The 22909-nt window shown below is 55.3% G+C and carries 19 protein-coding genes and 3 tRNA genes; 16 read left to right on the top strand and 6 right to left on the bottom strand.

Features of this window, described 5'->3' with window-relative positions:
• Nucleotide 1: 1 nt before the first annotated feature.
• From I6I94_RS04830 to I6I94_RS04815, 4 genes are all read left to right on the top strand, one after another.
• On the top strand, nucleotides 2–2377 hold the full coding sequence (locus tag I6I94_RS04830; protein WP_128087413.1) for a peptidase domain-containing ABC transporter: 2376 nt from the start codon (nucleotides 2–4) through the stop codon (nucleotides 2375–2377).
• A 285-nt stretch (nucleotides 2378–2662) separates the two neighbouring features.
• A complete protein-coding gene (locus I6I94_RS04825) occupies nucleotides 2663–3064 on the top strand; it encodes a LytTR family DNA-binding domain-containing protein (RefSeq protein WP_236588950.1) in 402 nt (133 codons plus the stop codon).
• Complete coding sequence (locus tag I6I94_RS04820; protein ID WP_037288454.1) at nucleotides 3061–3453, top strand: hypothetical protein; 393 nt, start codon at nucleotides 3061–3063, stop codon at nucleotides 3451–3453. Before I6I94_RS04825 ends, I6I94_RS04820 begins: the two co-directional genes overlap by 4 nt.
• An 83-nt stretch (nucleotides 3454–3536) precedes the next feature.
• Nucleotides 3537–4418, top strand: a complete 882-nt coding sequence (locus I6I94_RS04815) for a CPBP family intramembrane glutamic endopeptidase (protein WP_128087415.1) — start codon at nucleotides 3537–3539, stop codon at nucleotides 4416–4418.
• Between the two features lie 140 nt (nucleotides 4419–4558).
• On the opposite strand, the gene I6I94_RS04810 is transcribed toward I6I94_RS04815, so the two are convergent.
• Both I6I94_RS04810 and I6I94_RS04805 read right to left on the bottom strand, forming a co-directional pair.
• Complete coding sequence (locus tag I6I94_RS04810) at nucleotides 4559–6028, bottom strand: NCS2 family permease (protein ID WP_126499528.1); 1470 nt, start codon at nucleotides 6026–6028, stop codon at nucleotides 4559–4561.
• 211 nt (nucleotides 6029–6239) lie between these two features.
• Nucleotides 6240–7712, bottom strand: coding sequence for an NCS2 family permease (locus I6I94_RS04805; RefSeq protein WP_201620947.1), 1473 nt, complete (start codon nucleotides 7710–7712; stop codon nucleotides 6240–6242).
• Nucleotides 7713–8020: 308 nt separating this feature from the next.
• On the opposite strand from I6I94_RS04805, the gene I6I94_RS04800 reads away from it, so the two are divergent.
• The 10 genes from I6I94_RS04800 (at nucleotide 8021) to I6I94_RS04755 (ending at nucleotide 15531) form a co-directional block, all read left to right on the top strand.
• Nucleotides 8021–8356, top strand: coding sequence for a DUF2218 domain-containing protein (locus I6I94_RS04800; protein ID WP_006888504.1), 336 nt, complete (start codon nucleotides 8021–8023; stop codon nucleotides 8354–8356).
• Nucleotides 8357–8424: 68 nt separating this feature from the next.
• Entirely contained in the window at nucleotides 8425–8724 is a 300-nt protein-coding gene (locus tag I6I94_RS04795) for a DUF1440 domain-containing protein (protein WP_236588949.1), read from the top strand.
• A gap of 234 nt (nucleotides 8725–8958) precedes the next feature.
• On the top strand, nucleotides 8959–10362 hold the full coding sequence (locus I6I94_RS04790; RefSeq protein WP_128087416.1) for an FAD-dependent oxidoreductase: 1404 nt from the start codon (nucleotides 8959–8961) through the stop codon (nucleotides 10360–10362).
• A 1139-nt stretch (nucleotides 10363–11501) separates the two neighbouring features.
• Nucleotides 11502–11574 (top strand) — tRNA-Glu (locus tag I6I94_RS04785).
• Nucleotides 11575–11635: 61 nt separating this feature from the next.
• Nucleotides 11636–11709: transfer RNA gene (locus I6I94_RS04780), tRNA-Asp, on the top strand.
• A 66-nt stretch (nucleotides 11710–11775) separates the two neighbouring features.
• A tRNA-Phe gene (locus I6I94_RS04775) sits at nucleotides 11776–11848 on the top strand.
• A 336-nt stretch (nucleotides 11849–12184) separates the two neighbouring features.
• A complete protein-coding gene (locus I6I94_RS04770; RefSeq protein WP_128087417.1) occupies nucleotides 12185–13090 on the top strand; it encodes an ABC transporter ATP-binding protein in 906 nt (301 codons plus the stop codon).
• Between the two features lies 1 nt (nucleotide 13091).
• On the top strand, nucleotides 13092–13784 hold the full coding sequence (locus I6I94_RS04765) for an ABC transporter permease (protein WP_128087418.1): 693 nt from the start codon (nucleotides 13092–13094) through the stop codon (nucleotides 13782–13784).
• Complete coding sequence (locus tag I6I94_RS04760; RefSeq protein ID WP_128087419.1) at nucleotides 13781–14527, top strand: ABC transporter permease; 747 nt, start codon at nucleotides 13781–13783, stop codon at nucleotides 14525–14527. Before I6I94_RS04765 ends, I6I94_RS04760 begins: the two co-directional genes overlap by 4 nt.
• 83 nt (nucleotides 14528–14610) lie before the next feature.
• Nucleotides 14611–15531, top strand: coding sequence for an ABC transporter substrate-binding protein (locus I6I94_RS04755; protein ID WP_197702339.1), 921 nt, complete (start codon nucleotides 14611–14613; stop codon nucleotides 15529–15531).
• Between the two features lie 87 nt (nucleotides 15532–15618).
• Here the strand turns inward: I6I94_RS04755 and I6I94_RS04750 are convergent, their stop codons facing one another.
• Both I6I94_RS04750 and I6I94_RS04745 read right to left on the bottom strand, forming a co-directional pair.
• Entirely contained in the window at nucleotides 15619–16101 is a 483-nt protein-coding gene (locus I6I94_RS04750) for a hypothetical protein (RefSeq protein WP_128087421.1), read from the bottom strand.
• A 130-nt stretch (nucleotides 16102–16231) separates the two neighbouring features.
• Complete coding sequence (locus I6I94_RS04745) at nucleotides 16232–18115, bottom strand: alpha,alpha-phosphotrehalase (RefSeq protein ID WP_128087422.1); 1884 nt, start codon at nucleotides 18113–18115, stop codon at nucleotides 16232–16234.
• Between the two features lie 356 nt (nucleotides 18116–18471).
• Between I6I94_RS04745 and ilvD the strand changes: the two genes are divergently transcribed.
• Nucleotides 18472–20316 carry a dihydroxy-acid dehydratase gene (gene ilvD / locus I6I94_RS04740; protein ID WP_128087423.1) on the top strand — a complete coding sequence of 615 codons (1845 nt, stop codon included), beginning with the start codon at nucleotides 18472–18474 and terminating at the stop codon, nucleotides 20314–20316.
• Nucleotides 20317–20457: 141 nt separating this feature from the next.
• On the opposite strand, the gene I6I94_RS04735 is transcribed toward ilvD, so the two are convergent.
• Nucleotides 20458–21120 carry an LppP/LprE family lipoprotein gene (locus I6I94_RS04735; protein WP_201620946.1) on the bottom strand — a complete coding sequence of 221 codons (663 nt, stop codon included), beginning with the start codon at nucleotides 21118–21120 and terminating at the stop codon, nucleotides 20458–20460.
• Between the two features lie 930 nt (nucleotides 21121–22050).
• Here I6I94_RS04735 and I6I94_RS04730 point away from each other — a divergent pair.
• Nucleotides 22051–22242, top strand: coding sequence for a hypothetical protein (locus I6I94_RS04730; RefSeq protein WP_128087424.1), 192 nt, complete (start codon nucleotides 22051–22053; stop codon nucleotides 22240–22242).
• 102 nt (nucleotides 22243–22344) lie between these two features.
• Here the strand turns inward: I6I94_RS04730 and I6I94_RS04725 are convergent, their stop codons facing one another.
• Entirely contained in the window at nucleotides 22345–22641 is a 297-nt protein-coding gene (locus I6I94_RS04725) for a putative quinol monooxygenase (protein ID WP_094758633.1), read from the bottom strand.
• Nucleotides 22642–22909: the final 268 nt, after the last annotated feature.

Below are 22909 nucleotides of genomic sequence, written 5' to 3'. Positions count from 1 at the left end.
TATGGGGTTTCCAGCGGTTCTCCAAGCGGCTGCTACTGAGTGCGGGCTAGGTGTCGGCGCGTCCGTATTGCAGCATTACGGGCGGTATCAGACGATATCTGATCTGCGCCTCATTGCCGAACCCGGGCGTGAAGGCCTGAGCATGCTCCAAGTGCGCAACCTTCTCATGGCAGAAGGTATGGACGTCGGGGCGTACAAAGCTAACTCGCTGGAACAGTTGCGCGATATCGGCAAGCCAGCTATCCTGCACTGGAACAACTCCCACTATGTGGTGCTGGTACGCATCCGTAAAGACCGCGTACATATTATGGACCCCGCAACGGGGATGAAAGTTATCCCCCTTCAGGAAGCTGAAGGCTCTTTCTCCGGTAGCGTGCTGGTTCCCACCCCCCGGAAAGACTTTAAAAAGAAATCCCGAAAAGTCTTCCAAGACTGGCAGCTGAACACGTTCTTCACGAAAAAGATGTTCGCCCAGTACGCGGTTTTCGTGGTGCTGCTGGTGATTACCTACAGCGTTACGTTCGCCGTGCCGGTGGTGATCCAAAGCGTGGTGGACGCCCAACTCAGAGGCCATGAAGACGCCATCCTCGTCGCAACTATCGGCGTGGTTGTTGGCGTGGCGGGCTACTACCTGGTGTCCATCGCCCGTGCCGCGGCTTTGGCTAGTATCGTCTCGTCCATCGGGTACCAGCTGCTGGGCGGGATGTTCAAAAGGCTGCTGAAGCTGCCGCTGACCTACTTTGCGCTCCGCTCCCCGGGCGATATTCTGTACCGTCTTTCCAGCGTCAATACGCTGCGGAACTTTCTGTCCACGAACCTGACTGAGCTCGTGATTAATATCGGTACGATGATCGTGATTCTCGTCTTCATCGCCCAGCAGTCACGCGAAATCCTCATTATCACCTTCGTGGTACTCGCCGTGCTGATGCTGATCTGGTTCGTGACGGCACGCCCCACCTCCCAGGCGCTCGACGCCGAATATGCGCACGCCTCAGAAGCCCAGGTGGTCGAACTTGATGCCATTAACACCGTGGCATCCATGAAAATGACTGGTTCGGCAAGCTCCACATATGAGACGTGGCGTGAGGCGTACAAACAGTCGCTTGCCTCAATGCGCCGCCGCATGGTGCTGCAGCAGGGTGTGCTTGGTTCCGCAGCTTCCGTGGTGCAGCTGGGCGGGCCGCTGATTCTGCTGCTGGCTTCGCTTCCTCTGGTGAATCAGGGCGTGCTCACGCTCGGGCAGGCTATCGCCACCGAGGGTATTTCTGCCATGCTGTTCTCCTCTATTTCGTCAACGATGTTCGGCATTATGAACATTATTGCCGTGGACCGGGCGGTGGCGCGTATCGTTGATATTCAGCGTTACGACCCTGAGCAGGATGGCGGCACCATCACTAAGCTTGCCAGCAGCGATATTGAGCTTGAGAACGTGAACTTTACTTACCCCGGCGGAACGCAGCCCGTGCTTTCTGAGGTGTCTATTACGGTGCCAGAGGGGCATGACATAGCCCTTGTGGGCTCATCCGGGTCGGGCAAGAGCACGCTGGCTATGCTGCTATGTTCGCTGTACAGCCCGGTGTCCGGCACTATTCGGATGGGCGGGATCAATGTGCAGGATTATTCCTTGGATGCGCTTCGCTCCCACATTGGGTATGTTCCGCAGCAGCTGCAGACAAGGGGCGGCACCCTGTACGAGAATCTCACGGCGGGGCTTGATGATGGCCGAACCCGCGAGGAGATCGAAGCGGATGTGCTGAGCATGGGTATTCTGGATTTTGTGAAGGGTCTGCCCATGGGGTTTGACACGATCATGTCCAGTGATGGTGAGAACTTCTCAGGCGGGCAGCGTCAGCGCATCGCCATTGTGACGGCGCTGCTGCGGCGCCCGCGCATCCTGGTGCTGGATGAGGCAACGAGCGCGTTAGATACCACCACTGAGCGTCAGGTGACGGAGCTGATTGCACGGTATAAGTGCACGAAGGTTGTGGTGGCGCACCGTCTCTCCACTATTCGCAACGCCCAGCGGATTATTGTTTTGGAGGGCGGGCGCATTATCCAGAGCGGAAGCCATGATGAGCTGATCCGGGTCCCTGGCCGCTACCGGGATCTGTACTACCTGGAGGACCCTGAAAGCATCGCACAAGAGATCCGTGCCCATGAGGCACCGCAGGCTCAAGGGAAGCCGCAGGCCCAGGAACCCCAGGACGAGCAGCGGGAATACGAAGAAAGCCTGTATGACCATATGGCGTGGGTGGGGGTTGAATCTGCCCCGCGGTTTAGGTGCAGGACCTCATTCTGGAGCAGCGGCTCCAGGTACCGGGAGGCTACTGCGGCCAGGATGCATAAGGCCGCCGATAACTCCCGGTGGCTGGGGTAAGCCTGCCTTCCGGCGAAGAAATCGGTATGTGCAGGAATCTGCGGGGCATGTCAGTGAAACTTAACGATACAGCTGCCATGGCATGACGGGTAAAACATGACGGCACATGCTCTCTAAACTGTGGTGAACAACCTCTATGGGGGGGGGTATTTCTGTAGCTTGGTCGTGTCTTCATGCAGCTTAGTCGATACCCATCCTGCATAGGTTCGCCGCATGTTAGGCTGTGCATGAGGTGATGTGGTGAAGCTGAGATTATGCGAGGATCCTGCCTATCAGGAACCCGAGGTGAGTATCGTTTATGCCCAGAAGGATGTGCGGGTCAGCCGCATCGTCGATTTTGTGGAATCGGTGGAGCAGCGGATTAAATGCGAAAACGGAAGCACCGACATCATGGTGAACGCTTCAGATATTTTCTATTGTGAAAGCGTTAAGAAAACAACGTTTGTGCACGTAGCAGGAAATACGTATAGGACCGACCATAGGCTCTACGACCTTGCGGAGAAACTTCAAGATTGTGGATTTGTGCGGGTGAGTAAGTCATGCATTCTCAACATTAACGTTCTTGAGAGTGTTAAACCGCTTTTTAATAGCCGCATGGAAGCCATATTAACAACCGGCGATAAAGTCTATATAAATCGCACATACCTCAAAAACGTCAAACAAGCGTTGAAAGGATACGGTGCATGAGAAAACTTGCTGTTAATATTTGTGCGACCACGGGTATCTCCCTCATTTTACTGGCCGTCATCGGTCTGTTATCAGGTGGAACGTATCTTTACCTTGTGGGAGTCTTCCAAGTTCTCGCGACCAATATGATGATTCATGTGGGTATGCTGCTGGTTTCGCGCATGGCACTGAAATATCCCCTGCTGGAGGCGCTTGTCGATATAGCCCTTATCCTCGTCATGATCTGCGGCAGCGGGCTGGCGTTCGGCTGGTTTTCCAGCACCCCGCTCTGGATCCTGTGCATTCTGGGAATCGTGATGTATGGCGCCTCAACCGCCCTGAATATTTTGCATATGCGCCGGGAGGTTCAGGAAATAAATATGCTCATTGTTCGACGAAAATTTACTTAAAACCACTATCTCTGAAAACAAAATATTATTTTTGCGGTAATTTTTTGCGCCCTAAAACCACTATATTTTGTGGAGTATTTCGTATGCGTCTTGAAAAAATTAATGTTTTATACTGTGTGCTGGCCGTGTATTGTGTATGCTTTATTTTTCGTATATATGAGTATTTTGTGCTTCGTACCGATCAGAGTTTTTGGGGTGAAGCCTTCGTTCATAAGCTGATCGGTATAGGAATTTTAGGGTTGGTGATGCAGGCCTGCTCTCTTGGAGCCCGCAGCATTGGATTTACCCGTGAGCACATAATGCGCCCTATCCTTGCTGGGCTGGGTTTCGGCGCAGTAGTTTTTGCGATTGCCTATGTCGCTGAGATAGCGCTTTTACCGCCCACCGAATTTCGCTCCCTTGACGTTTATGTGAGCACTTACGCGGTCAGCAGCAATACGGGGCATCAGACAGCGCTCATATTCTTTGTGATCTGTCTGGCGGGGAACGTGATCAACGTGGTCATGGAAGAAGGAGTTTTTCGCGGGCTTTTTCAGAAACTTCTGGGATTCCGTTACTCGTTTATGGGTGCTGCAGCCATTTCTTCGGTGCTCTTTGGTCTGTGGCATGTGATCGCTCCCGTACGGAACTATACGGACGGAACCTCAAGCTTGGGCGGAGCGGTCATGAATGCTCTGATCCTGATGCTGACATCAGCCGTGGTCGGATTTAAATTTGCGCTGATGACGCGCCTGACGGGCAGCCTCTATATGGCGATGGCAAACCACTGTGCAAATAATGTGATCGTGAATCTTGTGCATGTAACGTCGGTTTCCGGGGAGGATACGCTGATGTTCGTGCGGATCTCCATAGCGCAAGGGCTATCATTTCTCGTGGTGGCAGTATGGTACCTGGTGGCTTCACGCCGCGGGAGTCTTCCTGCGGCAGGGATTGAGGGGGCGCCCGCGTCACATCCGCAGCCGTGAAATTTCTGACGTTTTCGAGCGCATATCTACCCCCCCATAGGTGTATAAAAGGCTCTTTTCGAATAAAGCGTAGTTTTCCGCCGCTTCTCTTCAAAAAGAGCCTTTTTACACCCGATATATACCCGGGATTTCAGTAAACGCTAGTGCGTGAAACCGTTAATAATACCCATGCCGAAGTAGATGACGAACACCGCCGACACCACGTACATGAGCCAGTGCACCTCGCGCCCGCGGCCCTGAACCAGACGGATGAAGGCGTAGGAGACGAACCCTGCACCAATACCGTTAGCGATCGAGTACGACAACGGCATGAAAATGATGGTCATGAACGCCGGGATACCCAGACCCCAATCTTGCCAGTCGATATGCACGGCCTGGCGCACCATCAGGAACCCAACAACCACCAGAGCGGGGGCGACGGCCTCAAAGGGAACAATCGTCACCAGCGGCGAGGCGATAATCGCCACCAGGAACAGCACGCCGGTGACGATATTCGCCAGACCCGTGCGGGCACCCTCACCAATACCAGTTGCCGACTCCACAAAAATCTGGTTCGCAGAGCCGGATGCGCCGCCGCCGACCACGGAACCGACCGCATCCACGAGCAGCACCTCGTTAATGTTCTCGACCTTGCCGTCCTTATCGATGGTGCCCGCTTCGGTTGCTAAGCCCACCGAAACACCCATGGCATCAAAGAAAACCGAGAGCAGAATAGCGAACACCAGCAAGGATGCACCCAGCACGCCGATAGCGCCGAACGCGCCGAATCGTGCAGACCCGATAAGCGAGAAATCGGGGGCTGAGAAGGAAAAATTATTGAGCGCGGGAACGTTGAGCGACCAGCCGGTCGGGTTCCCTTTGCTGCTGCCAATATGGAAAACAGCTTCTAGGATGATCGCCAGTACGGTAGATGCCACCACGCCAATGAGGATAGCGCCGCGCACATTGCGAATAAACAGGGCGATGGTGAGGAAAAGGCCGAAAATAAACACGAGAGTAGGCCAGCCAAGTAGGTGACCGCCCACCCCGAGCGAGACGGGAACGGTGGTTCCTGCGGCATCCGGCATGCGGCGGATAATCCCGGAATCAACCAGCCCGATAAAGGCGATAAAGAAGCCGATTCCCGCCACGATCGCGGTTTTGAGGCTCTCGGGGACCGCCTCGAATACGGCGGTGCGGAAGCCGGTGAGCACCAGCACGGTCATAATAAGACCAGCGATAATCACCAGGCCCATAATATCTGCCCACGTCAGCCCGGGAGTGGTTGCGATCGTGGAGGCCAGCAGTGCGTTCACACCCAGCCCCGCCGCCATCGCGAAAGGTTGCTTGGCTATAACACCCATCAGGATGGTCATTACGCCGGCGACGAGTGCGGTGACCGCGGCGACCTGCGGCACGCCAAGGGTATTTCCCGCCGAGTCTGCGCCGGTGCCGATCACCAGGGGGTTGAGGACGACGATATAACTCATAGCGAAGAACGCGGCGAGACCGCCACGAATCTCGGCTGAAATAGATGAGCCTCGTTCAGTGATTTTGAAGTAACGGTCCAGTGCGCCGCCCGATGCGTTGGGCTTGTGTGCCTGGGGAGCCGCGGTGTTCTCAGAAGACATTTCGTTGAATCCGTAGATACTCTCGTGGGACGTGGGCGCGGGTTTGCGCCACAATAAGAAAAGCGCCGAACCCCGGCGGGATTCAGCGCTGGTGTTACCACCCTATTCTAGGTGTTTTGTTTTTCTCCCGCATCCACCTGCCGAAAAGCCGCCGGGGCGCCTAAGCCCCCGTAACGGACTTTCCGGCAGATGGAATGCTGGGAAGCTGCCTTTACCCGTGGGTGAAACCGTTAATGAGTCCGGTGCTGAAGAACACCAGGAAAACAGCCGATACCACGTACATGAGCCAGTGCACCTCGCGCCCGCGACCCTGCACCAGGCGGATGAAGACGTAGGAGATGAACCCTGCACCAATACCGTCGGCAATGGAGTAGGCGAACGGCATGAAAATAATGGTCATAAACGCCGGGATACCCAGGCCCCAATCCTGCCAGTCGATATGCACGGCCTGGCGGATCATGAGGAACCCCACGAAAACCATGGCGGGGGCGACCGCCTCGAAGGGGACGATGGTCACCAGTGGAGAGAGGAAGACCGCGCCCACAAAGAGCGCGCCGGTGACCACGTTCGCCAGGCCCGTGCGGGCGCCAGCACCAATACCGGTTGCCGATTCCACAAAAATCTGGTTGGCCGAGCTGGAGGTGCCACCGCCCGCAACTGAGCCGAGCGCATCCACCAGCAGCACACGGTCGATGTTCTCAATTTTGCCGTCTTTATCAATGGTGCCAGCTTCGGTGGCTAGGCCCACGGTGGTGCCCATCGCGTCGAAGAACGCCGAGATGAGGATGGTGAAGATCAGCATCGTGGCGGCCATACCGCCGATGGTGCCGAACGCCCCAAACATATCTGCTGAGAACAGCAGCGAAACATCGGGTAGGGCGCTGCCGCCGCCCCATGCGGGTACGTTCAGTGACCAGCCGGTCGGGTTGTCTTTGCTGCTGCCAATGTGGAAAACGGCCTCTAGGATTATTGACAGCACGGTGGAGGCAAGCACACCGTATAGGATGGCCCCGCGTACTTTCCGAATAAATAGGGCAATGGTGAGGAACAGCCCGACAAGGAACACCACGGTGGGCCAGCCAAGCAGGTGCCCGCCCACGCCGAAGGTGACGGGGACGGTGGTGTGCGCGGCGTCTACGGTGCGGCGGATAATACCTGCGTTGACCAGCCCGATAAAGGCAATGAAGAAGCCGATACCCACCACAATTGCGGTTTTGAGGCTCTCGGGGACCGCCTCAAAGACGGCGGTGCGGAAGCCGGTCAGCACGAGGGCAGTCATGAGCACACCCGCCCACACGACCAGCCCCATAATTTGCGGCCAAGTGAGATTGGGGGTGCTGAGGATAGTGGTTGCCAGTAGTGCGTTCACGCCCAGCCCTGCCGCCATTGCGAAAGGCTGTTTCGCGTAGATACCCATGGCGATCGTCATGATTCCGGCGATAAGCGCGGTGACAGCGGCCACCTGCGGCACGCCGAGCGCGTGGCCGTTGGCGTCTTTCACGAGGCCGATAATGAGGGGGTTTAGCACCACGATATAGCTCATGGCGAAGAAGGTCGCTAAGCCGCCGCGAATCTCGGCGGAGATAGTTGAGCCTCGTTCTGTAATTTTGAAGTAACGGTCCAGGGCGCCCTGCGTTGTGTTGGTTTGGGGTGCCTGGGGAGCCGCGGTGTTCTCAGAAGACATTTCGTTGAATCCGTAGATACTCTCGTAGGGTGCGTGCCCACCGGTCGGGGGCGCGCATAAGAAAAGCGTCAGCCGTGCGGGGCGTGACGCTCTTGTTACCTCATTATTCTAGGGGGTAGCAGCGCGTGTGCGCTAGTTGCTTGATGAGGGGCGGTAGTACAGCCTGTGAGTGGGCGCGCGGTGGAGGTTTTGGGCTTTACCGCAGTGGGGTAGTGAGGGTGAGGCGGGGCCTGGGCTGGCTGGTAAGATGAGGAATACCTTAACTTCCGTATTGGTAGGGCTACTACCGAGAATTTGAGAGGTGAATTGTGAGCGAGTATCCTCCCGCTGAGTCTTTGCCTGTACGCCAGCGTGCCGTGGTTGCTACTGAACGCCCAGCCCGTTATGTGAAACAGCTAGGTTCGCATATGGGCCGTAAGATTGATACCGCCGAACTGCCGGGCGGTCTGCGGCTGACGTTTAACCGTGATGGTATTTTTCGTGGCTATGGCGATCTGCTGATTGATGAAGCTAATAACGCCCTCATTATGGAGGTGCGTGCTGAGGATGAGGAGAAGGCCACTAATATTGCGGGTGTGCTGGATCGCCACCTGGTGCGCTTTGGCGAACGTGACGAGCTGGTGGTTGAGTTCCGAAGGGTGTAGGCAGACGTTTTATATACTGCGGCACCTCCGTGGAAAAATGAGGGCGGATACCCCAGATATTTTCCCTAGTGCACTTCACATTCGCTATTTTCTTTGCGGTGCTCTACTGTGTGGTGGCTGAATATTGGCCCAAGATTAAGCTCTGGCAGGGTGTGGCTTTCGGCATTGTGCTTGATATTCTTTTCCACGTCATCATTATGCCCGCAATGGGAGTTGTGCCCGCCCCGTGGAACCAGCCTTTTGGGGAGCACTTCTCTGAGTTCTTTGGGCACATCCTCTGGTTGTGGTCGATTGAGCTGGTCCGCCGCGACCTGCGTAACCGCATCACCGGTGAACCCGATGCAGAGTACCCGGTGACTGCCCGCTAAATCACTGAGTGTATCGTAACCGGTATACGGCTGTGCCCCGCATGAGCGTCTCATGCGGGGCACAGCCGTATTGCCATATATAAGGAATAAAAATATATGAGCTATTGCTCGCTTTCCCTCTTTTTAGCCCATCCTAACCGCTGTGCCCGGTAGAATGAACGAGGACTAAAAAGAGAGCTCGCCGCCGCACCAGCCTGAACCGTGTACCGGGGCGAACTTTGAAAGGAAAAATACGTGTCTGAAGCTACCCGCCCCCTGCGCGTCGCTGTTATTGGCGCAGGCCCCGCTGGCATTTACGCCGCTGACCTCATCACCAAATCTGAGGAAGTACGCTCTGGAGCCGTTGAGGTTTCTATCGACATTTTTGATCGTTACCCCGCTCCCTTCGGGCTGATTCGTTACGGTGTGGCGCCCGATCACCCGCGTATTAAGGGCATTATTACCGCCCTGCACAAGGTGCTTGACCGCGGTGATATTCGATTCTTCGGCAATGTCGAATACGGTAAGGATTTGAACCTTGCCGACCTGCGCGAGCACTACGACGCCATTATCTTCGCGACCGGCGCTATTCATGACGCGCCCCTGCCCATTAAGGGCATCGACCTGGATGGTTCCTATGGTGCCGCCGATTTCGTCTCGTGGTATGACGGTCACCCCGATTACCCGCGCACCTGGCCGCTGAACGCGAAGGAAATCGCGGTGCTTGGTAACGGTAACGTGGCGTTGGATATTGCGCGTGTGCTCTCTAAGCACGCCGATGATCTGCTCGTCACCGAAATTCCCGAGAATGTGTACGAAGGGCTGAAATCTTCGCCCGTGACCGATGTGCACGTCTTTGGCCGCCGCGGCCCCGCGCAGATCAAGTTCACCCCCTTGGAGCTGCGCGAGCTTTCACACTCCCGCGATGTCGATATTGTGCTCTACGAAGAGGACTTCGAGTTCGACGAGGCTTCGGATGAGGCTATTCAGACGAATAACCAGGTGAAGACCATGATGAAGACCCTCACCACCTGGCTTACCGACCAGGAGGAGGGCGAGCAGACCGCATCGCGCCGCCTGCACCTGCACTTCCTGCAGTCCCCGCACGAGATTCTGGGTGAGGACGGCAAGGTTGTGGGCATCCGCATGGAACGCAATAAGCTTGACGGTAAGGGCGGTATCGAGGGCACCGGCGAGTTCGTGGACTACCCCGTGCAGGCTGTGTACCGCGCGATTGGTTATTTCGGATCTGAACTGCCCGAGGTCGGCTACGACGCTGATAAGGGCGTGATTACTAACGTTGAGGGCCGTGTGGTCGATGAAAACGGCGAGCACGTGCCCGGCCTGTACGCTACCGGGTGGATTAAGCGCGGACCGGTGGGTCTGATTGGCTCCACCAAGGGCGATGCGCTTGAAACCATCACGCACCTGTTGGAGGACCGCGAGAACCTGTACACCGCTGCCGAACCGGATGCTGAGACCTTCAGCGATTACCTGGACTCTAAGGGTATTCGCTACACCACCTGGGAAGGCTGGCACCGTCTGGACGATCACGAAAAGGCGCTCGGTGCGGCATCACAGGATGCAAAGGGTGAATCGCGTGAGCGTGTGAAAGTCGTTGACCGTGATGAAATGATTCGCATTTCACGTGGTGAATAGTTAACGGTAAACCATAACAATTCCCCCGCCCCTCAAATGCTGAGGATGTGGGGGAATTTTATGTTAAATATACGCTGCACATGCATAAAATATCGACTTATGGATACAAAAAACCCCGCATTTATCATAAAATGCGGGGTTCCGTTGCAGTTGGTTTTATATTGCCCACTGGGAAATGATGCTCGCAAGGAGAGCAGCATTCTAAGCGTGCACCTGGCAACTACGCCTAGGTTTTATGGTGAACTTACCATTCCTAAAAGTCCCGATATGCTCCTGAAGTTTTTAGTTACTTCGGTAGCCTCATCGGTAGCGTCCCGGCTGGGAGACGCGCGGCCCTTGGCGCGCCTTTTGAGGACGCAAACAGGGGGATTCTTCAATAGAATCGGTGTGTTCACTTATCGGTGATATATATGTGCGGTGACATTACCTCAAGGGGCGGAAGATCCCCTCTTTTTTGGTTCCCTGGAGAACCTCACATCCCATATCTTAGGCGCTTTTTTAGGCTGATTTCAAGCGAATTTAAGGGGGTTTTGAAGGGCTTTCATATAATCCCTAGTCAATCCGATGAGGTATATGAAATCTTTATAAAACTTTTTCTGAAGGCTATAAAGCTACTCTTGCACCTTCGAAGAGAATCCCAATAAACCCACAAAAATACCCATATGCACTCAATATATAGAAGATAAAAAGCATAAACATAAGATGCATAATTATTTCGACACTCACATCTCAGTGCCTGCCGGCCCCGTGTTTATATCTGTACGTCGCAGGGCGTCGCTGGCGGTCCTCCTGCTCTTGAAGGTGCCTGGGCGTGTGTAAAAAGCCGCTGCAGTGAATAATAAACCCACATGGGTTGTTGGAGGGGCCTTGTTGAGATGGGGCTGGGGGTATTGCCAGCGAAGAAAAGGCCTAGCTGGGTATACATTCATAAAAATATTAAAATTTTTCTACCGCATGGAAACCCTTTGTATAATGCTTTGACAAGGAAAAACACTAGTGATGTACAACCCATTAAGGGGGTTTGTGAGACCCCGGGCACGCGGGAATCTCAAAACCGGTTTGCGCACCCCTCAAATCTGTCATAGACTAATTGAGGTTCGAACAACGGGATGAGAAATGAACCCGTTCGCATCGACTAGGCCCCCATCGTCTAGCGGCCTAGGACGCCGCCCTTTCACGGCGGTAGCACGGGTTCAAATCCCGTTGGGGGTACTTGCAAACCTCATGTTTGCAAAGCCAAGTTGAAGAAGCAGATACCTGCCGAATCCAACAAGGCCCCGTAGCGCAGTTGGTTAGCGCGCCGCCCTGTCACGGCGGAGGTCGCGGGTTCAAGTCCCGTCGGGGTCGCACAGGCCGCGTATTCAGATGATTTATCATCACGAAGCACGCGGTCATTGCGTATCTAATACGCAAGGCTCTGTAGCTCAGTTGGTAGAGCGTGCGACTGAAAATCGTAAGGTCACCGGATCGACGCCGGTCGGAGCCACAATCCGCCCTCCAGGCTTCTACAGTGGGGGCGGATTTTTTCTTTAACCACGGGCTGCTCCCAGTCCACGCACCCTATAGTCTGATGCCCGCCCTCGTACATGGGCCCGTGCCCTTCACCCTCAGCTCACAAGGTTCTTTATCTGAACGACACGGCGAAAATACGCCTCATCCTAAGGCTCTTTTGCCCCGAAGAGGGGAGAACCGCGCCAGGCAGACGGGTAAACACGCCGATTCGTTTCAATTTCCCGGAATTTTCGTTAGGGTGGAAACGTTGTGTTAGTTAGACAACACTTATACACACGGCGGCAAAACCGGCGCATACGGAAGAGATCGAATGCCAGCATCCACTCCCCAAGACACCATACCGTCGAACTCCGCGCAGGCAGCATGCACTGCGGGAATCGAATTCTCCCAGGTCACCAAACGCTACGGCGCTAACACCGTGGTCAATAACCTGACTCTGAGCATCCCCGCCGGTGAAACCACTGTTTTCGTCGGTTCCTCAGGATGCGGTAAAACCACCACCCTGCGCATGATCAACCGCATGGTAGAGCCACAGGAAGGCACAATCACCATCGGCGGGCAAAATATCGCAGACCAAGACCCCTACAAGCTGCGCCGATCCATCGGGTACGTCATGCAAAGCGGCGGGCTGCTGCCGCATCGTACCGTGCTTGAGAACGTTATGACCGTGCCCCTGTTGAACGGCACCCCCAAACCGCAGGCGAAAGAACGCGCCCTTGACCTTCTGGGTACCGTGGGTTTGGATGCGTCCCTAGCGCAGCGCTACCCGGCCCAGCTTTCCGGCGGGCAGGCACAGCGCGTGGGAGTCGCGCGGGCGCTCGCGGCGGATGCCTCCATTTTGCTCATGGACGAGCCATTTTCTGCGGTCGATCCGATCGTGCGCACCGAACTGCAGGAAGAACTTTTGCGCCTGCAGGGCGAGCTGCATAAGACCATTGTTTTCGTAACCCACGATATTGATGAGGCCCTATTCCTCGGCGATAATATTGCGGTCTTCGCCCCCGGCGGCAAGCTTGCCCAGTACGGCGCTCCCGAAGAGATCCTGACGAATCCCGCCAATGATTTTGTGGAATCTTTCGTTAGCCAGTCTGTGGGTGCCTTGCTGCCTGCCGATGTGATGCGCCAGGTGCGGTATATTCGCCGCGAACGCTACCGCCGCACACGCGAAGCCGCAGCATCGGGCGAGGGCGCCGCATCGACCTCTGGGCGGGGATAGTATGAACCTGTTGCTGGCAGATTCGATGCACTGGGACTGGTTGGGAAATAACATCCAGCGCGTCCTTGATTTGACCCTCAATCACCTGTACCAGGGTATTATTCCGGTACTTGTGGGAACCGCCCTGTCGATTCCGGTGGCGCGGTATGCCAGCCGCCGCCGCGCACGGGAAGACGGCGCGAAAACTTACCGGAGTGGTGCGCACGCCCTGGTGCACGGTTTCGGGCTGCTCTACACAATCCCGTCGATCGCGCTTTTCGTGCTTATGCCGCTGATTCTGGGGACCAGCATTATTTCGCCGGTGAACGTGCTCGTGGCCCTTACGATCTACACGATGGCGCTGATGGTGCGTTCCGGGGTAGACGCTTTTAACGCGGTTCCCGAGCACGTGGTGGAGTCATCGCGCGCCCTGGGGTACACCCCGGCTCGTGCGTTTTTCACGGTGGAATTACCGCTCGCTTTGCCCGTGCTTTTTGCCGGTATCCGCGTGGCGACGGTGGCGAATATTGCGATGGTTTCCGTGGGCGCGGTTATTGGTGTTTCTTCGCTCGGCACGCTTTTTACCGACGGGCTGGCGCGTAGCATCCCCGCCGAACTTATCACGGGCGTGGTGCTCAGCGCCGCCTTAGCCTACCTCGCCGATGCGCTTCTTGCCTTCACGGCACGGCGCCTGACCGCCTGGAGGACCGCATGAATGTTATAGAACGTACCTTCGCTTTTCTGGGTGATGGCGCCAACTGGCAAGGGGCTCAGGGCATTCTTGCGCGCACTGTCGAGCACCTGGGCATAACCGTGTTTGCGGTTGCGATTGCCCTGGTGATTGCCGTGCCTTTGGGGCTGTGGGCTGGGCATACTCGCCGCGGCGGGCACGCTCTGCTGGGGTTTACCGCCGCTTTGCGCGCCCTGCCTGCTCTGGGTCTGCTGACCCTGCTGGCTCTCTGGTTTGGGGTTAACGCGATTCCGCCGCTCGTGGTGCTCGTGATTATCGCGGTGGCGCCCCTGCTGGCGCATACCCTCGAAGCCGTGACCGGGATTGACCCGGATGTGGTGGATGCGGCACGCGCCCAAGGCATGACCGAAGGGCAGATTCTTCGCCGGGTTGAGATTCCTCTGGGTCTTCCGGTGTTTATGGGTGGTCTGCGCAGCGCGGTGCTGCAGGTGATCGCGACCGCAACTATTGCCGCCTACATTAATGGGAATAACCTGGGCCGGTACCTTTTTGATGGGCTCGCGGTGCGGGACTATCCGCGTATGCTCGTGGCAACCCTGCTGGTAGCGATACTCGCCTTCGTGGTGGATGCGATCATGGCCCTAGCGCAGCGAGCCGTGACCCCCGTGCCCTTGCGGGGTGGAGGCGCATCCAAACCTCATGGGCAACCGAAACACGAGAGCGCACTGGATGCGGCAAACTCGCACACGGAAGGGGCGCACGCATGAACCTGGTACATCGCCGAAACACGAACGATCGTTCTTTTCTATCCGGAAAGAGCGCGAAAAGCAGCGGAACGGCCGAGACTGGAATGGCACGCGGTGTTACCAGGCGGCGGGCATTGGGTGTCGTTGGTGCCCTTGGGACGTTAGGAGCGTTGAGCGCCTGCGGGCTGAGCGGCGAAAACGTTTTCGGCGGTGAACACGACGGTATTATCGTGGGGTCAGCAGCGTTCGCAGAGTCGCAGATTCTCGCCGAAATATACTCCCAAGCGCTAAATAAAAACGGGTTTAAATCGAGCACCCAGCTGGGGATTGGCGCGCGTGAAGCCTACCTGGGGGCGCTCACCTCCGGGGCTATCGACGTGATCCCCGAATACTCGGGCAACCTGCTGCTGTATCTTGACGAGAACTCCACAGCGCAGACCAAACAAGAGATTCTGCAGGCGCTCGGTAGGGTGCTTCAGGACAACCTCAAGGCACTGGACGCCTCGCAGGCGGAAAATAAAGATACCTTAGTCGTCACCCAGCAGACCGCCCAAAAATACAATCTGCGCACTCTGGATGATATGGCGAAGGTCTGTACCGAACTGAAGATTGGGGCCGCTCCCGAATTTGCCGAACGCGCCTACGGAATTCCGGGACTCAAAGATAAGTACGGGTGCGTTCCGGCGGAATTCGTCTCGCTTGCGGACGGGGGAGGGGCACTCACCGTCAAAGCCCTGCAGGATAACACCGTGCAGGTTGTAGATTTGTACTCGACCACCCCGGCAATTACGCAGAACAATTTTGTGATGCTCGAAGACCCGAAAAACATGATTCCGGCGCAGCAGGTACTCCCCATCATCAACACCAAACGGGTTCCCGAGGATGCGCATGCGGTACTGAACCGCATCAGTGCGGTGCTGACGACCGACGATTTACGCTCGCTCAATGACGAGGTATCCGGCGATAAGAAACTGGACCCATCCACGGCAGCGACAAATTGGCTCAAAGATAAGGGGCTGTTGTAGCCTTTCTTCCTTTTCTGCGCTGGACTCTGAATGCCGCTAGGTTCTGGTGCTCAGCATATGCGGTTGTGGAGATGAACGGAGAGGAGTCTAAGCGACCGGGAGTTCCGTGAGGGAAAGGCCCACCCGCAGGTCACCGAGCGCATCCGTCAGGTATTCGATGCCAGCCTCTAAGGAATCCAGCACATCCTCGCCCGCGCTAGAGACTACCACCGACGTCACAATGCGCCAGCCCGCCTCACCCTTCGATGGCACGCTGAACCTGCCTGAATCAACAGTCTGTGCTCCCTCATGGATCCCGGCGAGCGCCACCCTGCCCCGCCCGGATGCGGGCACCACGCCCACCGTAAACCCGCCCGCATAGTAGGGGCGCGCAAACCCCAAATCTGGGTCAAGCGTGAGTCCATCAGCGGAGTCGTCACGAGTGAGGGAGCACAAGAAGGAGCGTACTGCATCCAAAATCTGCCGTTGGGATGCGCCGCCCGGCACCCGCGCCACGTCAATCCGCACGCTCAGAAGCAAGTCAAGGTCGGCACGTTGGAAGGTTTCGGAGGGCATGTAATCAAAACTCATGCTCCCACTTTAACTGCGTTTTAAACCGCGAGCAGGTCGTTTTTTGCCGAACAGGTGGAAAAAACACACCTGCTCGCGCATGTAACCATACCTGTAAATGCCCATGTAACCGAGCAATTAATCTGGCGAGCTAAGAAGAAACGATGGGCTCTTCCACGATCAAAGCCAGCGATTCGTAGGGACGCAGCGTAACCTCAACCTTGCCAGGATCGGAGCCAGAAACACTGGAAGCACCGCTACTTTCCGACGTCTCAGAAACACCGCTAACACAACCGAGCGGATTCTTGTAATTACACAAAAGCACCCGCGCAGACTGCGCTTCCGCTGGAACTCGTGAGCCTTCACTGCCAGCGACTGCGTCCAGAACCTCGCCCGGCATGAACTCGGCAGGAACACCCACCGCCGTCTCGTCCCCAAAGAAATTATTGAGCACCAACAGCCGCGTGCGCGTGCCTTTAGCGATATGTTCACGCAGGTACCCGAAGACCCGCTCATGGTCGAGCGTATAGGGCGCGTAACTGCCTTCAGAAATCACCGGGTACTGCCCGCGCAGGCGAATCAGCTCGCGATAGTACGGCAAAATAACGCCGTCACGTTCCTCATCCGCCACCGAAATACCTGCGCCGGTTGCCGCATCCACACTGGGCGCGGGCGCCAGCCAGGGGGCGGCGGTACCAAATCCAACCGTGCCGCGTTCCCCACCGGAACCAGACTCCCACTGCATGGGAACACGCGAATTATCCCGTGCCTTGGCGCGCACAACCTCAAGCGCCTCGACCTCCGAGAGACCCCGCGCACGCAGGGTCTTAAAAGCGTTATGAGCCTCAACGTCCACGTAGTCGTCAATCGAAGAATACACCGGGTCAATCATGCCGATCTCTTCGCCCTGATAAATATAGGGAGTGCCGCGCAGCAGGTGAATCACGGTCGCCAGCATGGTCGCAGATTCCGCCCGATACCGCTGAACGTCACCAAAACGGTTGAGCGCGCGCGGCTGATCATGATTATTCCAAAACAGCGCATTCCACCCGCCGCCCGCCTGCATACCCAGCGCCCAATCGTTGAGCAGCCCCTTCAGCTCAGCAAAGCGGAACGGCACCTTCGACCACTTCTCGCCGTCCTCATAATCCACCTTCAGATGGTGAAAACTAAACACCATGTCGAGCTCGCGGTTCTCGGGGTTGGAGTAGCCCACGCAGTTCTCGATGCTCGTCGAGGACATTTCACCCACGGTCACGGTATCCCCATACCGCCCGAACGATGCGCGGTTCAGCTCCCGCAGACACGTATGCACAATGGGCGTATCGGTATACAGGGTCTTATCGACAACCCCAGCGGGCGCATCCTCAAGCTCCTCGGACTTGCCGATCACGTTAATGACATCGAAGCGGAACCCGCGAACACCCTTGTCATACCAGAAATTGACGACCTTATAGAGTTCCTCACGCACGGCGGGGTTGTACCAGTTCAGATCAGCCTGTGTGACGTCGTAAAGGTGCAGATAGTACAGCGGTGCCCCCGATTCGTCCCGATAAACCTCACCCGCCGTATCGGTGAAAGGCTCCCAGGCTGAACCGCCGAATTTCGATTCCCAGTTCGTGGGCGGAACCACCGTGCCGTCAGGCTGAACCCGCCCCGGGCGAAGATAGAAATAATCCCAGTACTCGCGCTCGCCCGCCTGCGCCCGCCTAAACCACTCGTGCTCAGTCGAAACATGGTTGAGCACCATATCGAACATGACCCCGATGCCGTGCTCCCCGAAAGCGGCGATCATCTCCTCAACATCTTCCATCGTGCCCAGCTCGGGGTTAATGGCGTAGTAGTCGGAAATGTCGTAGCCGTTATCGTGCTGGGGCGAGGCGAAGAACGGGTTGAACCACACCATGCCCACCCCCAGCGATGCCACATAGGGCACTTTCTCGATAATGCCGCGAATATCACCGGTTGGCCGCCCGTGCGTGGAATAGAACGACTTCGGGTAGATCTGGTAGATCACGCTGTTACGGAATGACATGACGCCTCACGTTATTATCTGCATTAGAAGGCGGGGTGCTGAGCCTGGGCACCAATTTCGCCGGATTTAAGGGGCTGCGCGTTCACCCTGTGAAAACTCTGGTGCCCACGATTTTCCCCTACCAGCTTAGGGGGCATAATAGGTAAACATCTGAGAAATACGGGGTGGTACCCGAAAATGGGGAAATCTGCCGCAGATCCGGCATCGCCTCACCCGCACACCAGGGCACCTACCGCGCCCGGTGTGCAGATGCGCCCCACGCCCGCTCTGGCTGCAAACCAAAGCTACCCTTCGCTGAAGAGACGTGCAGTGCGGGCGTAAAATCTATTGATGCATCACAACGGAAGGTAGAGACAATGCCCGAATTACGCTCACGCACCTCAACTCACGGTCGCAATATGGCCGGTGCCCGTGCCCTGTGGCGCGCAACCGGCATGGGTGATGATGATTTCGGCAAACCGATTATTGCGATTGCCAACTCTTACACCCAGTTCGTGCCCGGTCACGTGCACCTGAAAAATATGGGCGACCTGGTGGCTGGCGCTATTCGTGAGGCTGGCGGCGTGGCGAAAGAATTCAACACCATCGCGGTTGATGACGGCATCGCGATGGGCCACGACGGCATGCTCTATTCCCTGCCCTCACGCGACCTCATTGCCGACTCGGTCGAATACATGGTGAACGCTCACCGTGCGGATGCGCTCGTATGTATCTCGAACTGCGACAAGATCACCCCCGGCATGCTCTTGGCGGCAATGCGCCTGAATATCCCCACAATTTTCGTGTCGGGCGGTCCCATGGAATCCGGCGAGGGCATTGAAGGCGTTGTGGAGCACCGCCTGGATCTGGTGGATGCGATGGTCATGGCGGTGGACGATTCCGTGAGCGATACCGCGCTCGCCCAGATCGAGAAGAACGCCTGCCCCACGTGTGGTTCCTGTGCGGGCATGTTTACCGCAAACTCCATGAACTGCCTGAACGAGGCGATCGGTCTGGCGCTGCCCGGCAACGGTACCACGCTTGCGACCCAGATCGCGCGTAAAGAGCTGTTTTTGCAGGCGGGTAAGCGCATCGTTGGCCTGGCGAAGCGCTACTACGAGCAGGATGACGAGTCTGTTCTGCCCCGTTCGATCGCCACCAAGGAAGCCTTTGAGAATGCTATGGCGCTGGATGTGGCGATGGGCGGTTCCACCAACACCGTGCTGCATATTCTGGCGATTGCCCACGAGGCGCAGGTCGATTTCACCCTGGACGATATCGACCGTATTTCGCGGCATGTGCCCTGTCTGGCGAAGGTTGCACCGAACTCTACGAAGTATCACATTGAGCATGTGCACCGGGCAGGCGGTATCCCTGCGCTGCTGGGTGAGCTGGACCGTGCCGGGTTGCTCAACAAGAACGTTCATTCTGTTCATGCGGATTCGCTGGACGAATGGCTTGCCGAATGGGATATCCGTTCCGGTACCGCGAGCGAGCAGGCTCGCGAACTGTACCTTGCCGCACCCGGCGGGGTGCGTACCACGCAGGCGTTCTCGACCGCGAACAAGTACGAATCACATGAGACGGACGCCGAAAACGGGTGCATTCGTGCTGTGGAACATGCCTACACGAAAGACGGCGGTCTGGCGGTTCTGCGCGGCAATATCGCCCAGAACGGTGCGATCATCAAATCCGCCGGTATTGATGAAGAACTTTTCCACTTCGTGGGTAAGGCATTTGTGGTTGAGTCGCAGGATGAAGCTGTGTTTGAGATTCTGTCGAAGCACGTGAAACCCGGCGATATTGTGGTGATTCAGTATGAGGGCCCGAAGGGCGGCCCCGGTATGCAGGAGATGCTGTACCCCACCTCGTACCTGAAAGGCCTGGGTCTGGGCAAAAGCTGCGCACTCATTACCGACGGGCGTTTCTCGGGCGGTACTTCGGGCATTTCGATTGGTCACGTTTCGCCGGAGGCTGCCGCCGGTGGCGCTATCGGCCTGCTGGAAACCGGCGACGAGATCGAGATCGACGTACACAACCGCATCCTGCGGGCGAATGTGCCGGATGAGGTTTTGGAGGCGCGGCGCAAGGCGAAGGGCGCCCTTCCGTGGAAGCCCACTAAGCCGCGTGAACGTCAAGTCTCGAATGCGCTGAAGGTTTACGGGATGCTGGCCGCCTCTGCCGATAAGGGCGGGGTACGTATCCTCCCGGAGGGGTACTAAGTCCCTTAGGCGTTGGATAGGATTACCACAGAATAAACAACGTAGAGGGGGAGTAATTTCTAGGTTCTAGAAATTACTCCCCCTCTACGTTGTTTATATTTTAGATTATATAAATAAGGGGAATAATCATAATAAGTATTTTTACCGCTTATATGCGTTGGGAGGGAGTTCTCCAGATTGAACAACCTGATGAGTATTACTATCCCAGGTGAAATAAGCAGTAGCTACGCCAGATGCTTGAGCACTTGACTCACCTTCTTTAGGGTATATATACCGCACCTCAATTTTATTCTTAGAAACGCGTGATATCTTGGGCATAGCGCCAATCTCTTTAGATGTTGCAGTCCCAACATATTCACCATGGTGGAAAAGTAAGATTGGAGTCGGTTGCATAACTGTGCAACAGGGGCCCTCAGAAATAGTAATCCAAGACAGTTCTGCACATGGAGAGTAGTTGTCTCCGTTTGTTGTGACTTCCTGCCAAACGGTTTTACGATTTTGCATGCTTATAGCCAGATCTACGGCTTCAGCTCTTGTTTTGGATGTGCAGCTAGTATTTGGGGTAGCTGATACGGTAGGTGATTGCTGTGTTGGCTCTACAGTAGACACAGTAGGGGTAGAAATGGTGCTAAGAGTAGGTTGTGGGGATGCGTAAACAGTAACAATTGATTGTTGTGGCGCAGGACTGTTTGTTGTTGCGTGTGTTGCGCTTGGCGAAGAAGAATTTGATTCTCCTGGCTGAGCACATGCAGATAAAGCGATAGTTACTGTTACCAGGAGTATAATTATTTTTCGAATTCCCATGGGCTATCTATAACTCCTTAAATCTTTGCCAATTAGTGTTTGTGATCAAAGAATGTATTTAGGTCTGTTTTGTTTATATTGTAAGTGAGGGAGCTTATGATAGATTTTTCTATATCTTGCACAATTGATATATCTCGTGAATCTATTCCAAGTATTACGGGTTGTGTTCCAAATTGTTGTATTGAAAGGGTTGCCTGCAAAGATTTCATAAGTATCATAATTCCTAATGAAAATAAAATTAGATGTAGTGCAGTATATCCTGTGGTTGAAATAAAAAGTTGTATAAGTATATAGAATGCAAGAGATATAAGGATTATGTATTTTATTCCAGGGGGATTTAGCTTAGAACTTGAGAAGGAATGCCCGTATATGAATACAGCTAAGAGAAAATAGATTATTGCTACGAAACATAGCGTAAGGGTGGTGGTTAGTGAAATCCCGTATGCTAGAGTTTGTAGTCCCGGAATGGTGGTTAGCACAGACAGTAGTAGAAAAAATGCTCCTTGAATAATAGAATTCCTGCGATATCGAAGCCCAGAAGAAACTAACGACAGAGTTTGTAGAGGAAGGGTCTGGTTCTGTTTTCTTATGCGGAATATACCAAAGAGGAAATTGGATCTTTGTATAGTAATAAATCTATTATCTATAGTGATGGTTCCACTTTGTGTTTTTGAGTTAAAAGTATATTGGGTGGACATGTGTCCTCCTGTTGAGAGTGATGCTTGTGTGTACCTTCTAGACTAACCATAACTAATATGAAGAGCAAGCATATGAGGGGTATTTATCAGAGGAATCGCCTTACATAACACGACGATCCCTAATTTGCAAGGTACATGATGGTGAGAAGCCAACCACCGATCACTTGCACAGGTAGAAACTAGTGTTTGCTCACCGTAGAGCTGGACTTAACGCAACACAGTTCGCACCTTTTTGGATAACGTTCTTCTCTGGAACCGGCTCAATATTAAGCCCATGCTCTTACGGCGCAAGGCGAAGGGCGCCCTTCCGTGGAAGCCCACTAAGCCGCGTGAACGTCAAGTCTCGAATGCGCTGAAGGTTTACGGGATGCTGGCCGCCTCTGCCGATAAGGGCGGGGTACGTATCCTCCCGGAGGGGTACTAAATAGCCTCTCCCGATTGGACATAAAAAGAGCCTTTATGTGAATAAAGCGGCGAAAAACTCGCTTTATTCGTATAAAGGCTCTTTTTAGCAGGGGGAGCGGAGTTACATCTCGAAGATGCGCACATCCAGCTCTGCGGCGAGCAGCGGCTCCCAGGTTTTCACGGCGGTCCCGAAATGCTCGGTCGCCATATGCGCTTCGAGTGCCTGCTGTGATTCCCAACGCTCAATAAAAGCGAAGACGCGCGGTTCGCCCGCAGGGGTCTCACCGGTGGCGGGGCCGAAATCGTAGCTGATATTGCCCGCATCCTTGCGTGATGCCTCCACCAAAGCGGGGGTAGAAGCCAAAAACTCTTCAACATGCTCAGGCTTAACGGAAACACCTGCGTAAACACCAATCATGGGGTTCTCCTTCATGTGATAGCACAAAGTGGTTGTCCCTCAACTGTACCCTGTTTACGACATTGAAGCTGTTACCCCCAGGCATAGATGAGGGAAAGACACTTCGGATGTTTTCTATGGGGAGTCCCTAGTATAGGTAACTCATATTAGTTCTAAACCTTCAGGCCATGGGTGGGGTAATTATCTGTGAACACCTCCAGGCCCGATTCGCTCACCGTAAAACCCTGCCCTGAACGTTTGCGTGCCCGAATCGGGCGACGATATAAAG

The organism is Rothia aeria (assembly GCF_016726365.1).
In the GTDB taxonomy this organism is placed as follows: domain Bacteria; phylum Actinomycetota; class Actinomycetes; order Actinomycetales; family Micrococcaceae; genus Rothia; species Rothia aeria.
The sequence above is the reverse complement of the archived record's forward strand: the minus strand, read 5'-3'. Positions and strand labels throughout refer to the sequence as shown.

What these genes read in the sequence shown, in the direction of transcription:
- I6I94_RS04830 (WP_128087413.1), top strand. Translation starts at nt 2, where the DNA reads ATGGGGTTTCCAGCGGTTCTCCAAGCGGCTGCTACTGAGTGCGGGCTA.
- I6I94_RS04820 (WP_037288454.1), top strand. Translation starts at nt 3,061, where the DNA reads ATGAGAAAACTTGCTGTTAATATTTGTGCGACCACGGGTATCTCCCTC.
- I6I94_RS04815 (WP_128087415.1), top strand. Translation starts at nt 3,537, where the DNA reads ATGCGTCTTGAAAAAATTAATGTTTTATACTGTGTGCTGGCCGTGTAT.
- I6I94_RS04810 (WP_126499528.1), bottom strand. Translation starts at nt 6,028, where the DNA reads ATGTCTTCTGAGAACACCGCGGCTCCCCAGGCACACAAGCCCAACGCA.
- I6I94_RS04805 (WP_201620947.1), bottom strand. Translation starts at nt 7,712, where the DNA reads ATGTCTTCTGAGAACACCGCGGCTCCCCAGGCACCCCAAACCAACACA.
- I6I94_RS04770 (WP_128087417.1), top strand. Translation starts at nt 12,185, where the DNA reads ATGCCAGCATCCACTCCCCAAGACACCATACCGTCGAACTCCGCGCAG.
- I6I94_RS04765 (WP_128087418.1), top strand. Translation starts at nt 13,092, where the DNA reads ATGAACCTGTTGCTGGCAGATTCGATGCACTGGGACTGGTTGGGAAAT.
- I6I94_RS04760 (WP_128087419.1), top strand. Translation starts at nt 13,781, where the DNA reads ATGAATGTTATAGAACGTACCTTCGCTTTTCTGGGTGATGGCGCCAAC.
- I6I94_RS04755 (WP_197702339.1), top strand. Translation starts at nt 14,611, where the DNA reads ATGGCACGCGGTGTTACCAGGCGGCGGGCATTGGGTGTCGTTGGTGCC.
- I6I94_RS04750 (WP_128087421.1), bottom strand. Translation starts at nt 16,101, where the DNA reads ATGAGTTTTGATTACATGCCCTCCGAAACCTTCCAACGTGCCGACCTT.
- I6I94_RS04745 (WP_128087422.1), bottom strand. Translation starts at nt 18,115, where the DNA reads ATGTCATTCCGTAACAGCGTGATCTACCAGATCTACCCGAAGTCGTTC.
- ilvD (WP_128087423.1), top strand. Translation starts at nt 18,472, where the DNA reads ATGCCCGAATTACGCTCACGCACCTCAACTCACGGTCGCAATATGGCC.
- I6I94_RS04735 (WP_201620946.1), bottom strand. Translation starts at nt 21,120, where the DNA reads ATGGGAATTCGAAAAATAATTATACTCCTGGTAACAGTAACTATCGCT.
- I6I94_RS04725 (WP_094758633.1), bottom strand. Translation starts at nt 22,641, where the DNA reads ATGATTGGTGTTTACGCAGGTGTTTCCGTTAAGCCTGAGCATGTTGAA.